The organism is Natrinema sp. H-ect1, from assembly GCF_041821105.1.
Taxonomy (GTDB): domain Archaea; phylum Halobacteriota; class Halobacteria; order Halobacteriales; family Natrialbaceae; genus Natrinema; species Natrinema thermotolerans.
The window spans coordinates 53,194-65,980 of the sequence record NZ_JBGUBA010000014.1; the positions used below are offsets into that span (position 1 = coordinate 53,194).

At 68.9% G+C, this 12,787-nt stretch carries 10 protein-coding genes; 2 read left to right on the forward strand and 8 right to left on the reverse strand.

What is annotated here, in order from left to right; translation table 11 throughout:
* Positions 1-76: 76 nt before the first annotated feature.
* On the reverse strand, positions 77-427 hold the full coding sequence (locus ACERIM_RS17965; protein ID WP_006180834.1) for a hypothetical protein: 351 nt from the start codon (positions 425-427) through the stop codon (positions 77-79).
* A 72-nt stretch (positions 428-499) separates the two neighbouring features.
* Complete coding sequence (locus tag ACERIM_RS17970; RefSeq protein WP_373633670.1) at positions 500-1,303, reverse strand: NRDE family protein; 804 nt, start codon at positions 1,301-1,303, stop codon at positions 500-502.
* Positions 1,304-1,539: 236 nt separating this feature from the next.
* Here ACERIM_RS17970 and ACERIM_RS17975 point away from each other — a divergent pair, with 236 nt between their 5' ends.
* Positions 1,540-3,129 (forward strand): BCCT family transporter, encoded by a 1,590-nt coding sequence (locus tag ACERIM_RS17975; protein WP_006648745.1) that lies wholly within the window; start codon positions 1,540-1,542, stop codon positions 3,127-3,129.
* A gap of 16 nt (positions 3,130-3,145) precedes the next feature.
* Here ACERIM_RS17975 and menE read toward each other — a convergent pair whose 3' ends face one another.
* The 6 genes from menE to ACERIM_RS18005 form a co-directional block, all read right to left on the reverse strand.
* Positions 3,146-4,672 carry an o-succinylbenzoate--CoA ligase gene (menE, locus tag ACERIM_RS17980; RefSeq protein WP_373633671.1) on the reverse strand — a complete coding sequence of 509 codons (1,527 nt, stop codon included), beginning with the start codon at positions 4,670-4,672 and terminating at the stop codon, positions 3,146-3,148.
* A complete protein-coding gene (locus ACERIM_RS17985; protein WP_373633672.1) occupies positions 4,669-5,766 on the reverse strand; it encodes a mandelate racemase/muconate lactonizing enzyme family protein in 1,098 nt (365 codons plus the stop codon). The genes menE and ACERIM_RS17985 overlap by 4 nt, the downstream gene beginning before the upstream one ends.
* Complete coding sequence (locus ACERIM_RS17990) at positions 5,763-6,707, reverse strand: 1,4-dihydroxy-2-naphthoate polyprenyltransferase (RefSeq protein ID WP_373633673.1); 945 nt, start codon at positions 6,705-6,707, stop codon at positions 5,763-5,765. Before ACERIM_RS17990 ends, ACERIM_RS17985 begins: the two co-directional genes overlap by 4 nt.
* 100 nt (positions 6,708-6,807) lie before the next feature.
* Positions 6,808-8,058, reverse strand: coding sequence for a hypothetical protein (locus ACERIM_RS17995; RefSeq protein ID WP_373633674.1), 1,251 nt, complete (start codon positions 8,056-8,058; stop codon positions 6,808-6,810).
* 23 nt (positions 8,059-8,081) lie between these two features.
* Complete coding sequence (locus ACERIM_RS18000) at positions 8,082-8,972, reverse strand: 1,4-dihydroxy-2-naphthoyl-CoA synthase (protein ID WP_373633675.1); 891 nt, start codon at positions 8,970-8,972, stop codon at positions 8,082-8,084.
* 90 nt (positions 8,973-9,062) lie between these two features.
* Positions 9,063-11,654: an RND family transporter gene (locus ACERIM_RS18005; RefSeq protein WP_373633676.1), complete on the reverse strand. Its 2,592-nt coding sequence runs from the start codon at positions 11,652-11,654 to the stop codon at positions 9,063-9,065.
* A 125-nt stretch (positions 11,655-11,779) separates the two neighbouring features.
* Here ACERIM_RS18005 and ACERIM_RS18010 point away from each other — a divergent pair, with 125 nt between their 5' ends.
* On the forward strand, positions 11,780-12,538 hold the full coding sequence (locus ACERIM_RS18010; protein WP_373633677.1) for a TrmB family transcriptional regulator: 759 nt from the start codon (positions 11,780-11,782) through the stop codon (positions 12,536-12,538).
* Positions 12,539-12,787 lie beyond the last annotated feature (249 nt).

Below are 12,787 nucleotides of genomic sequence, written 5' to 3' on the forward strand. Positions count from 1 at the left end.
CCCAGCGCTCGAGCGACTGTCGACTGGAAACCGGCGACCGATGAAAGAGAGGGGAGCCGCGAGTGCGGGCGACGAGTCACTCCTCGTAGGCGAGGTTCATGATCCACTGGGAGAAGGCGTCGCTGTTGGGGTCGACCTCCTCCTCGCCGATAAACGGCGAGAGCATGTCGCCGGCCATCAGCAGGGTGAAATCGAGGTCACGGGCGGTCGGCGAGATGTAGTAGGTGTTGTGTCCCTCGTAGACGGTCTCCTCCCGGTCGACCAGTTCCTTCTCGACGAGCGACTCGACGATTCGACTGCCCTTCCGCGAGGAGACGTCCAGTTCCTTCCAGAAGTCGCTCTGGTGGATACCGCCGGACTCGCGGACGAGTTCGAGGCCCGCGCGCTCGGCCTCGGTGAGTTCGGCTTCGGCCGCGGACACGCTCACGGCCACCACCTCGCCGTGTGCGTCGCTACAGGCAGGAGTGCGTCCATACCCATACCAGATAGTGCGAGCCGCTTAAATGTGCCCTTCGCCGTCGATCGCCGGGTCCGCTCCGTCGGCGTCGACGGCCCCCGACACGCGTTCGGGGAGAGAGACCGACTCGTAGCTCGTCCGACAGGGCGGCCCCGGTGCGAACTCGTATCGTGTCGTCTCGGGACCGAGCGCGAGCAGCGACGACGAACGGGTCCCGAACCCGTCCTCATGAATGCAGACGCCGTAATCATGGTCCGAAAGCACCGCGGCCCCGCGCTCGAGCCAGTCGCCGACGGTCTCGCCCGATGCCGGCGCGAGCGCATCCCGGACCGCTCGAGCGTTGTCCGCCTGCGCTCGGCCGACCGCCGCTCGATCTGCCGGGACGTCGACATCGTCGTCGACCGCGACGTTGACGACGACGTGGACGCCGGGCTCGAACTCGGTCAGCGTGAGGTCGCCGTCCCACTGGTAGCAAAACGCCTCGTCGGCGTCGGCGGCAACCAGATAGAACCCGCTGTACTCGTCGGCAGCGGTCGCGTCCGCCACGATCGAGCGGGCTTCGGCGGCCGAACGCGCCTCGAGGACGTCGGCGACGAGCAGCCCCCGGGATCGTTCGCCGGCGAGATCGGCAGTGGCCCACTTGTTCGTGAGGCCGACGAAGACACCGTGTTCGTTGTAGCCGATCCAGGTGCCGCCGGCTTCGGCGTCACGCGGCGCGACGATCAGCGGGTCCTCGCGGTAGACGCCCGGCGGGTCCGACGCCCGGCCGATGGCTTCGTCACGGTTCGCGGCGACGGCGACCGGTGCCTCCTCGAAGACCTGCCAAGCGAGCGTGAGCGTACACACGGCTCCGGGTAGGGCGGCAAGCGGCTTAACTCCGGGTCCGGCGGCAATCCCGTGGGTTCCGCCCAGCTATCCTGTAGTGTGGTACCGATCCTGTAGCGGCGTTCGATACAAAGGGTTCTTCAACGATTAGGAGTGGGATCCGAGACACATCTGATGCTGGCTCACACAATCGTGAGTAGCGACGATACGCAGACGACCGCCGAACGGAACGGCGACGAGCGCAGTGGGGTCGAACGATGAACGTCGGTCGACTCCTCGGCCTCGAGGACGCCTCGCGGGGAGAGATGGCCCTGTTTTTCGTGACGATGGGCGTGATGCTCTCGCTTGGGATCGTTGGATTCCTGCGGCCGTCGGCATTGAGTAGTGCGCTCATTGGGGCGAAAAGCTGGGTCCTCGTCTACTTCGGCTGGTGGTTCATCCTGCTTGGGTTCGTCCTGCTGGTCGCCGCGACCGCGTTCACGGCCTCGCGGTACGGCCGGATCCGGATCGGCGGCCCCGACGCCGAGCCCGAATTCGATCGCTTCTCGTGGCTATCGATGGTCTTTACCGTCGGGTTCGGCGCGTCAGTCCTCATCTGGGGCGTGGCGGAACCGGTTTCGATCGTCCAGTATCCCCCGCCGGATCCCGCGCCGGTCCAGAACGCATCCACCGAGTCGATGGCGCTCGCGTTCATGTTCATCCACGAGGTGTTCCCGGGGCTGGCGATGTGGTATCTCCCCGTCGCGATCGCCTTCGGGATCGCGGTCTACACGGACGGCATCGGCGAGTACAAGATCAGTTCGATGCTTGCCGGCGTCGTCGACAAGGGCCGAATCCCGGGCCTCTACTGGCTGGTCGATCTGGCGGCGCTGATCGCCACGATCGGCGGCATCGCGACGACGCTCGGGTTCAGCGCACAGACGATGTCCTCGATCCTCAGCGGCGTCTTCGGCCTCGAGGCGCGGATACTCACCTACGCGGTGTTCGCGCTGATCGGGCTGGTCTTCCTCGGTGACGTCTGGCTCGGCCTCCGGAAGGGGATCCGTAACGCGGCCCGGGCGACGGTGATCCTCATCGGCGCCGCGATGGCCCTACTCGTGGTGATCGGGCCGACGCTGTACATGCTCGAACTCCACCTCGACGCGACCGGCGTCTGGCTCAGCAACCTGTTCCGGCTGTCGCTGTACACCGCGCCGGGGGCCGAGGGCAACTGGGCGGCCGACTGGACCGGCTTCTGGTGGGCCTGGTGGGCCGCCTGGAGTATCTTCGTCGGGAGCTTCGTCGCCCGCGTCTCGAAGGGCCGCACGGTCAGGGAGCTGTTCGCCGTCCTCGTGCTGGTCCCGACGCTGTTTACCTGGATCCAGCACGGTCTCATCGGCGGCTGGGCGCTCGCACCGGGGTATCAAGCCCCAATCGCGGAGGCACTGGCCGCTTCGGGCAATCCCGCAGCCATCGCGAAAGCCCTCGAGATCACGCCGTATGGAACGATTCTCGCCGTACTCTTCGTCTTCATCATCGCCGGCTACATCATTACCTCGCTCGACTCGGCGGTGTTTATGATTTCGGCGATCACGCTCGGCGACGAGAACCCGAACCCGCGAAACCGCGCGTGGTGGGGTGCCTTGCTCGCCGTCTTCGGGATGATGTCGCTCGAACTCGAGGAGTTCAGCGCCATCGAGTCGCTGTCGGTGACGATGGCGCTGCCGTTCTCGCTGTTCCTGTTGCTCGTCCTGTACGGCAGCTACGTCGTCGCCAGAAACTACGTTCGCGACAACGAGACGCCGGTCTCGGAGCCGCCGACCCGCCGTCAGCGGCCGGTCTCCGAGAGCGTCTCCGACGACGACTGACCAGCGACGCGGGAGACTACCCGCTCAGGTCAGTCCCGTCCGTAAGCAGGCGCTCGCGGACCGCCTCGCGGTCGACGGTCCCCGATGCCGTCCGGGGAAGCGAGTCGGCGACCCCGACCGTCTTCGGCCGCTTGAACCCCGCGAGACGCTCGTCGCAGTGAGCGAGCAGGGACGCTGGCTCGAGCGATGCGGTTGCCCCCGCTTCGGGGACGACGAGCGCCGCGACCCGTTCGCCCCACTCCGGATCGGAGAGACCCACGACCGCGGCGTCCTCGACAGCTGGGTGGGACCGCAGTGCCGTGACGACCTCGCCGGGGTCGACGTTCTCGCCGCCGGTGACGATGCGGTCGCTGCGGCGGTTGAGGACCCACAGCCGGCCGTCTGCATCGCGGTAGCCGACGTCGCCGGTGTGGAGGCCGTGGTCGTCGAACGCCGCCGCGGTCTCGGCGGCGTCGAGATAGCCCGGCGTCACCGTCGGCCCCGAGACGACGAGTTCGCCCTGTTCGCCCGGTCCGAGAACCGTGCCGTCCTCGTCGACAACAGTCACGTCGGTTCCGGAAAGCGGCTTGCCGACCGTCCCCTCGTGGGCTGCGGTCTCGGCCGGTGTCGCCGTCGCGATCTGGGAGGCGGTCTCGGTCATGCCGTAGGTCGGGTGGGCCGGCACGCCCCGCTCCCGACAGCGCTCGAGCAGTTCCCGTGAAGCCGGAGCGCCGCCCAGCAGAACGAACCGCAGCGATTCCGGCGGTTCCCAGCCGGCCTCGAGCAGGCGCTTGCACATCGTCGGCACGAGCGAGACGCCCGTGATATCGTACTCGTCGACGACGCGGGCGGTGTCGCGGGGGTCGAACGCGCGCTGGATCACGGCGGTCGTTCCGTACAGCGTCGACCGGACGATCGGTGCCAGCCCGCCCATGTGATACATCGGCAGGCAGCAGAGCCACCGGTCGGCCGGCAGGACGCCGAGCCGGAACGCCGAGGCGGTCGCGCTGGCGACGAGGTTGCCGACCGTCAGCCGGACGGCCTTCGGTTCGCCCGACGTGCCCGACGTGAACATGAGCAGGTGCGTGTCGTCGCGCTCGAGCGCGACCGGCGTCACGGACGCCCCGTCGATCGGCTCGAGCGGGTCGACGCCGTCGCGATCGGGGGCGTCGACCGAGCGGATCGGGGAGTCGGTGATCTCGAGGGCGAGTTCTTCGGTCGCCGCCTCGCAGACGACCGCGTCGACGGCGGTACGGTCGGCCTTCGAGGCGAGTTCCGCTGCCGTTTCCCGGACGTTCAACGGGACGATCGTGACGCCGAGTCGCATCGCCGCGAAGTAGACCTCGGCGAACGCGACGCGGGTGTCCATGAGGATACCGAGGCGATCGTCGGGGCCGGAGACGAGGCTCTCGAGTCGCGCCGCGACGGCGTCGACCCGCCGGTCGAACGCCCTGTACGTCCACGATCGGTCACCGTCGGCGTCGACGAGTGCCGTCGCGTCCGGCGTCGTCGAGGCACGACCGGCGAGCAGGTCCCGCGTCGGCCACTCGAGGCCGCCGGTCATCGGTCACCCCAGACGTCCGAGACGCCCAGTCCCTTCGCCTGCGGGACGACGGCCGACCCCTTCTCGATCAGGACGGGATCCCGGCCCAGATCCGTCGCGAGCAGATCGCCGGTTGCCAGTCCGCAGGCCGGCACGTCGGGGATCGCGGCCGCCAGATGTACCGCGCCGGTGCGCGCGACGACCCCGTCGATGGTGGTCGTCACCAGCGGCGCGACCTCGAGTTCGGACAGCCACGCGGCGACCTGTCGAGCGACGTCGATCCCGCCCAGCGCCATCGGCTTCAGGACGACGACGTCGGCCGCCCCGGCGTCACAGATCGCGTCGACGCCGTGTTCGAGCAGCCCCTCGTCGAGCGCGATCGAGACGCCCCGGCTCTCCTCGCGGAGGTCGGCGTGACCCTCGAGCGCGCCCGCCGGGAGGGGCTGCTCGAGGATCGAGACGCCGCAGTCGGCAAAGCCCTCGAGGGCCGACTGGGCCTCCTCGAAGGTCCAGGCCTCGTTGGCGTCGGCCCGCAGTTCGATCCGGTCGCCGACGGCCTCACGGACTCGGCGGACGCGTTCGATGTCGTCCTCGACGCTCCGGAGGCCGACCTTCAGCTTGCAGGTGGTAAAGCCACGATCCACGGCCGCGCGGGCCGCGGCGACCGTCTCGTCCGGTGAGCCGTCGCCGATCGTCGCGTTGACCGGCACCCGCCCGACCATCGGCCCCTGTCCGAGGTAGCGATACAGCGGCGTCGACTCGCGGGTCGCCTGCAGGTCGGCCAGTGCCAGCGAGAGGGCGTGACGGGCCGCGACCTGCCGGTCGACGGCCTCGAGGGCCTCGCTCGGGCCGTCGGTTCGAAGCGCCTCCTGTGCGCGCTCGAGGGCGCGCTCGCAGTCCTCCCGGGACTCGGTCCAGCCCGGTAGCGGCGTCGCTTCCCCGTAGCCGACGGCCGGCTCGTCACCGGCTCCGTCGCTGCCGTCGTCGGCCTCGTCGACCAGTCGGACGAGAAAGCCGTCCCGGGACGCGATCGTCCCGTCGGCCGTCTCGAGCGGCTCAACGAGGTCGAGCGAGAAGGGACGATACGCAAGCGAGAGGTCCTCTGCGGCGCTCATAGCAGCACCAGCCCCCCGGCGAAACAGACGGCATAGATCGCGAGCAGCTTGCCGGTCGCCTCGAGCGCGGGGTTGAGCGCCTCGCCATCGGTTCGGGTCAGGACGGTTCGCGCGATCGTCGCGGCGTAGGGCAGCGTCACCAGCGGGAGCAACACACCGGGTCCGACGTCGGTCGCGAGCCAGAACCAGCCCGGAACGACGTAGGCGATCGCGAGCATGGCCACGTACTCCACGCGACTCCAGCGGTAGCCCAGCCGGACCGCGAGGGTCCGTTTACCCGCCTCGGTGTCGGTCTCCTTGTCCCGGACGTTGTTCACGACGAGAATCGCCGTCGAGAGCCCGGCGATCGGCAGGCTCGCGATCACGGCCTCGAGCGGAACGGTGCCGTCGGGGATCGTCGTCGCGAGCGGCTCCGCGAGGACGGCTGCGGCCTGTACGTAGTAGGTCCCGGTCACGGCGACGAGGCCGAAGAAGACGAAGACGAAGAGATCGCCCAGCCCGTGATAGCCCAGCGGATAGGGGCCGCCGGTGTAGGCCCACCCGCAGAAGACGCTGACGAGGCCGACGACGAGGATCGGAACGCCCCCCACGTAGACGAGATAGGTCCCCGAGCAGATCGCCAGTCCGAAGGTGACGATCGTCGCGAGCTTGACCTGTGCGGGCGAGATGAGCCCCGACTGGGTGACCCGGGTAAAGCCCTCCCGGTCCTCGGTGTCGGCCCCCTTGACGGCGTCGTAGTAGTCGTTCGCGAAGTTCGTCCCGATCTGGATCAGCGCCGCACCGACGAAGGCCACGATCGCCGGCAGCGGCGCGAACACGCCCTCGACGGCCGCCAGCCCCGACCCGACGATCACCGGGGCCGCGGCCGCGGGCAAGGTCTGCGGGCGGGCCGCCATCAGCCACGCCTTCGTCCGTGATGTCTCGACCTCGGCCGAACTCATGGTTCGAGTGTCCCACTCGAGAGAGTGTCAACGTTGGCATTGCGAGTGACCGCCCGCGGTCGCGGCCGCGGGCGAGCGGGGAAGCGACCGGAGGAAACAGCTACGCCGACGGGACCACGAGTTCGACCGGTTCCATCCCGAAAAACGCCGTTTCGTAGCCCTGATGGCGGGCCGTTTGCGGGGGCGACTCGACCGCGATCCGGACCGTATCACTCTCCCGAACGTCCGAGACGGACCGCCCGTAGTGGTGCCCGTACTCACCGTCGATCACCGGTTCGAGGCGCTCGTCGAGGACCTGCCGGGCGTCGCGCTCGAGGACGACCCGCAGCGACGCGTTCGGGAGCGGCACCCGGTTGTACGGCGTCCGCGGCGAGACGAGCAGATAGGGGTCGTCGCCGTCGGCGAGTCGCGATTCGGGCTCGAGCAACGCGACGACGACCGCCGCATCGCCGCTCCTTGGGACACCATCGCCGGCCGTGCCGTTCGTCTCGGAACCGGCAGCCGACTCGACCAGCCGCGTCCCCGGATAGGCGTCGGCCGGCGGCACCCGCGAGTAGGGGGCCCCAGGATCCGGTTCCCCGTTCCCCACGCCGGCCGCGTCGTCGCCGGCGCTCTCTCCGCCGTCCTCGTCACCGGCGGCTCCGCGCTCCGTCATCGGCTCGAGCGCGCCCCGCTGGCCCCACCGGTCCCGGTCCAGCAGTTCGATCCCCTCGACGACGGCCTCGCGGAAGGCCTGATCGTACGTGAACTCGAAGGTCGCGGTCGCCCCGTCGGTGAATCGGCCCGCCAGCGAGCCGGTCCGACGGATCGAGAGCGGCGGGAGCTCGACGTCGACGATGTAGGTCCCGTCCGCCGGGAGGTCGACGTTGTCGCCGACGTGGAGGCCCATCTCCTGGGAGAGCATCGGCCACAGCGCCCGCGAATCGATCTCGCGCCCGTCGCGGGAGACCGTCACCCTCGGCTCGGCACCGGGCAAGACCCGTCCCGTCTCCCGGTCCCAGACGACGACCATCAGGTGGACCCCGCGGCCGGCCGCGGGTTCGACGAACTCGCGGTAGTTCGCCGTGACGATCCAGAACGGATGGGGGTACGACAGCATCGGGGTCAGCGCGTACTCGCCAGCATCGACCGGCTCGAGAACGCGCATCGACTTCCGGTGGCCGGGTAGATAGACCGCCTCCGGCGGGTCCTCGAGCATCGGGATCGGCGGGGTTCCCGAGACGCCCTCGGAGCCGTCGCTTCCGCCCCCGGCGTCGGCCTCTCCGTCGGGCTCGCCGCTGGGCGCGGTACAGCCCGCGAGCGCGAGCGCGGCCGGCAGCGTCGTCCGCCGGAGGAGCGTTCGTCGGTGCATCGGTTCGATATACGGGCCTTCGGTTAGTAGTGCCACGGGAAATCGTCGAAGTCCGGATCGCGACCCTCGACGAACGCGTCCCGACCCTCCTTCGCTTCGTCGGTCATGTAGCCCAGCCGCGTCGCCTCGCCGGCGAAGACCTGCTGGCCGACCATCCCGTCGTCGGTCATGTTGAAGGCGTACTTGAGCATCCGCATCGCCGTCGGGCTCTTCGCGTTGATGCGCTCGCCCCACTCGAGGGCGGTCTCCTCGAGTTCCCCGTGGGGGACTGCCTCGTTAACCATGCCCATGTCGGCGGCCTCCTCGGCGTCGTAGGTCTTCCCGAGGAAGAAGACCTCGCGGGCTTTCTTCTGGCCGATCTGTTTGGCCAAGTACGCGGAGCCGAAGCCGGCGTCGTAGCTGGCCACGTCCGGGTCGGTCTGGAGGAACTTCGCGTGGTCCTCGCTCGCGAGGGTCAGGTCACAGACGACGTGCAGCGAGTGGCCCCCGCCGACGGCCCAGCCCGGCACCACCGCGACGACCACCTTCGGAATGTGCCGAATGAGGCGCTGGACCTCGAGGATGTGGAGCCGTCCCTGCTCAGAGGCGCGCTCCTCGTCCCCCTCGTACTGATAGCCGTCCTCACCCCGGATCGTCTGATCCCCGCCGGAACAAAAGGCCCAGCCGCCGTCCTTCGAGGACGGCCCGTTCCCGGTCAGCAGGATACAGCCCACGTCGGTCTGGCGCTTGGCGTGGTCGAGGGCGTCGTAGAGTTCGTCGACGGTCCCCGGCCGGAAGGCGTTGCGGACGTCGGGCCGGTCGAACGCGATCCGGACCGTCCCGGCGTCGACCGCGCGGTGGTAGGTGATGTCCCTGAACTCGTCGTTCAGTGCCGCAGGCTCCCACTGCTCGGGATCGAAGAGTTCCGAAACCATTGCTCGAGTGTGGCGGGCGACGGCTGAAATAGATTCGCGTCTCGGCCGGGTCGTCGTCGACTCCCCGCTCGAGGTCGACTGCCGGCCGGGTCAGCCGGTCGTGTCAGCGAGGTCGTCAGTGGCGGCGTCGTCGGTCCCGTCGTAGTCGGTGTACCGTGCCCAGACCGCGAGCAGGCTCGGCAGGACGACGATACTGGCGAGGAACGCGTACGCGATCGCGACGCTCGTGACGAAGCCAAAGCGCCGCAGCGACGGCACGAGCGCGAACACGAGGACGCCAAAGCCCGCGGCGGTCGTGACGGCGCTGGCGAGCAACGCGCCGCCGGTCCCCCGGACCGTTCGCCGGAGCGACGCGATGGGGTCACCCCGCGCTCGCTCCTCCTCGAGGAACCGCTCGCCGACGTGGATCGCGTAGTCGACGCCGATCCCGATGCCGATCGCCGCGATGATGGCCGTCTCGGAGGTAAAGGGAATCCCCGCGAGGTACATCGTCCCGAACAGCCACGCCTGTGCGAACAGGACCGGCGCGATGACGACCGCACCGAGCGAGAGCGTCCGGTAGCGAGCCCAGAACGTCGCCGTCAGGAACGCGAGGATGACGGCGAACGTGATCGCGAAGCCCTGCACGAGCGTCTCGAGCAGCCCCTGCTGGACGAGTTCCTCGACGATCGGCTGGCCGGTCGCCGTCACCGTCAGCGCGGACTCGCCCTCGATGGTCGTCGCGACGGCGCGCATCTCCTCGGTGATCGTCGCCGTGTTTGCCCCGCCGGAGAGGCCCACGGAGAGCCGGAGGGACCGGTACTCGCCGTCCGCGCGATTGATCGTTGCCGCGGCCGCCGACGGATCGGCGGCGTAGACCGCGTCGTAGACCGCCGTGAGGTTTTCCTCCGGCACGCCGTCGCCGTCGGTGTCGGCGTCGTCGACCACGGCGGCGACCGTCTCGTTGTCCGCGGCGACCGACTCGATGGTCTCGAGCGGCCCGGTCGCCTGCAGGCGGCCGTTCGCCAGCGTCTGTGCGGACGAGGCGTTCGCCGCCCGATCCCTGCCGGCCGCGACCCGCTCGAGCGTGTCGGGGTCGGTGACCGGCCCCTCGATCAGTACCTCCGCCCTCGACTGATCGCGTGACTGGGCGAACCGGTCGTTCAGATACAGCGCCTGCTCGCGCAGTTGGTAGTCGCTGGGCTGCAACGAACCGGGCAGCGAGTCCATCCAGGCCGGCGAGTCCCGGGGCAGGAAGTCCGTCTGCTCGATCGACGTGTCGATGTCCGTCGCGGCCGCGCCCCCAGCCGCGCTCAAGACGAGTGCAATGGCGATGACGACGTACGGCGCCCGGTCGGCGATTTCGGCACCGACGCTGAGGACCCGGCTGGCGACGCCGCCGCGACCGAATGCCGGCCGGCGACGCGACAGGCCGAGTCGCTCGAGTCCCCCGTCGAGTTCGAGTTTCAGCGCGGGCAAGAGCAAGCCGAAGACGAGAAACGCCGACACGATGCCGACGGCGCTGACGATGCCGAACTCCCTGATCGAGGCCAGCGGGCTGACGACGTTCGAGAGGAATCCGACGGCGGTCGTGAACGTAGCGGCACCGATGGCGACGACGACGCCGGCCAACCCCCGACGCATCGCCGTCCGGGGCGTCGCGTCGGGATCGTCGTCGCTGGCCTCCCGGTAGCGCATCACGACGTGTAACGCGTAGTCGATCGAGAGCCCGATCAGCAGGAACGGAACGGCGATCAGGATCTGCGTCACGCCGATCCCGGCCCAGCCCATGAAGCCGGCCATCCACGCGAGGACGAGCGCGATCCCGGCGAGCCCGAGCCCGATGTCGAAGACGTCGCGGTAGGCGATCCCCAGCGCGAGGACGATGATCAGCAACGCGATCGGCGAGATGATCGCGAAGCTCTCGCCGGTCGCCTGCGTACTCTCGGCGTCGACGACGGCACTCCCGAAGACGAAGCTCTCCCCGGACGTCAACGTCGCCGCGGACAGCTCCCGGATCTCGAGTTGCGCGTCGGCCACGTCCGCGGGGAGATCGTCACCGGTCGCGCCGCTCGTGTCCTGAAAGACGGAGAGGACGCGCCCGTCGGTCGTCGCGCCCGGCTCGTAGTCGGTCGGCAACAGCGAGTAGGGATCGACCGTGCCCGCGGCCGCCGAGTCCGGGGCTAGCACCCGTTCGACGGTCGCTTCGACCTCGCTTTCCGACATCGACTCCAGTTGCGCGATCTGGGCCTCGAGCGACGGCGGTGCCGAACCGTTGACCCCGCCGTCGGACCCGTTGGGAGTCCCGTTACCGGCCTCGGCCTCCCGAATCGCCGCGGTCGCGACGACGTTCGAGAGCCCGACCATCGGCTGCCGGTTCCGCAACGTCGCGTTCACGTTGCCGTCGTCGGCGATGGCCCGTTGGAGGGTAAGTCCCTCGAGCAGCGACGCTTTCGACAGGGCGTTCTCGTCGCGGACGACGACCTGGACGACGGTCGTGTTCTCCCCTTCGGTCGCGAAGTCGGACCGGAGTTGGTCGTACTTCGCAGCCTCCGTCGAGTCGCTCTCGAAGTTCGCGATCGTCAGCTCCGAGTCGACGCTACCCGCCCCGCTGGCGACGAGCAACGTCGCTATCAGCACGACCGCGATGATCGCCTTGCTGTGTGCGGTCACGAACGCCGCGTACCGATCGGCCGGATCCATTACCAGCCGTTTCCCCACCCGGAGACATAAGTATTGTAGGATACTACAAAATATATCCAATCGGGGAACCCCGCTACTGATAGGCCCGACGCGCGAACCCTCGAGCGACCGACCCGCAGGTATTCATGAGTACACGAGATGCAGTCGCGGCGCTGAAACGGCTCGGCCTGCCGAACTATCAGGCCCGCGTCTTCGTCGCCCTCCAGGAACTGGGGACGGGGACCGCACAGGAGATCAGCGAAATCTCGGAGGTCCCCCGGTCGCAGGTCTACGGCGCGGCCGACGATCTCCTCGAGCGCGGACTCGTCGAACTGACCGAGTCGTCACCGAAACGGTACCGGCCGGTGAGTCTCGCCGCCGCCCGCGAGCAGTTGACGAACCGGCTCGAGCGCGAGCGCGAGCGGGCGTTCGCAAACCTCACGGAACTCCGGACCGCGACGCCGGACCGCCCGGACGACGGCTCGGTGTCGACCCTCCGGGGCCGCCAACCGATCGACGATCGGATCGTCGAGTTGATCGGCGAGGCGGCGGCAGCCGTCGTCTTCACTGCGCCCTCGAGCCGGTCGTTGACCGAGGCGATCGAAACGGCACTGCGCGAGCGGGCGACGCAGGGGATCGACGTCACCGTCGTCACGGCCGAGGAGGCGATCCGCGAACGCTTCGCGGCGAGTCCGATCCGGGTGATCGTGATGGGCGAGGACAACCCCGCCGACTTCGCCGGCCGGGCCCTGATGATCGATGAGGGAACGGTGTTGCTGTCGGTCGCGACCGACGACGAGGCCGTCGACGAGGAGGCGATGTGGACGGCCGGCAGCAGCATTGGTCGCATTCTGGCACAGTTCATGCAGTCCGGCATCGAGTCCGGAACGGACCGCAACGCCTGATTCGTCCGAATCCCGGGAGAAGATAGTCAGCGGCCGCGCAACTCGAGGAGAGTACTCGCTGCGATCCCGGAACATCGCCGGTCGCTTCTCGATCCGTTCGACGGGCGAAGGTGCGATATCGATTCCCGTCGTCCTGGGACCGACCGTCGCATTTCGTATACCGAACTATGGTTTATTTGTTCGAAAGCCACCGGCTCCGGTCGCCCGTGTGCCGGCCGACAGGAGCCCGAACACGTCAGGGAGGCCGAG

Bases quoted from the DNA above. Each gene is read 5' to 3' on its own strand.
- ACERIM_RS17975 (WP_006648745.1), top strand. From the start codon at position 1,540: ATGAACGTCGGTCGACTCCTCGGCCTCGAGGACGCCTCGCGGGGAGAG.
- menE (WP_373633671.1), bottom strand. From the start codon at position 4,672: ATGACCGGCGGCCTCGAGTGGCCGACGCGGGACCTGCTCGCCGGTCGT.
- ACERIM_RS17985 (WP_373633672.1), bottom strand. From the start codon at position 5,766: ATGAGCGCCGCAGAGGACCTCTCGCTTGCGTATCGTCCCTTCTCGCTC.
- ACERIM_RS17990 (WP_373633673.1), bottom strand. From the start codon at position 6,707: ATGAGTTCGGCCGAGGTCGAGACATCACGGACGAAGGCGTGGCTGATG.
- ACERIM_RS17995 (WP_373633674.1), bottom strand. From the start codon at position 8,058: ATGCACCGACGAACGCTCCTCCGGCGGACGACGCTGCCGGCCGCGCTC.
- ACERIM_RS18000 (WP_373633675.1), bottom strand. From the start codon at position 8,972: ATGGTTTCGGAACTCTTCGATCCCGAGCAGTGGGAGCCTGCGGCACTG.
- ACERIM_RS18005 (WP_373633676.1), bottom strand. From the start codon at position 11,654: ATGGATCCGGCCGATCGGTACGCGGCGTTCGTGACCGCACACAGCAAG.
- ACERIM_RS18010 (WP_373633677.1), top strand. From the start codon at position 11,780: ATGAGTACACGAGATGCAGTCGCGGCGCTGAAACGGCTCGGCCTGCCG.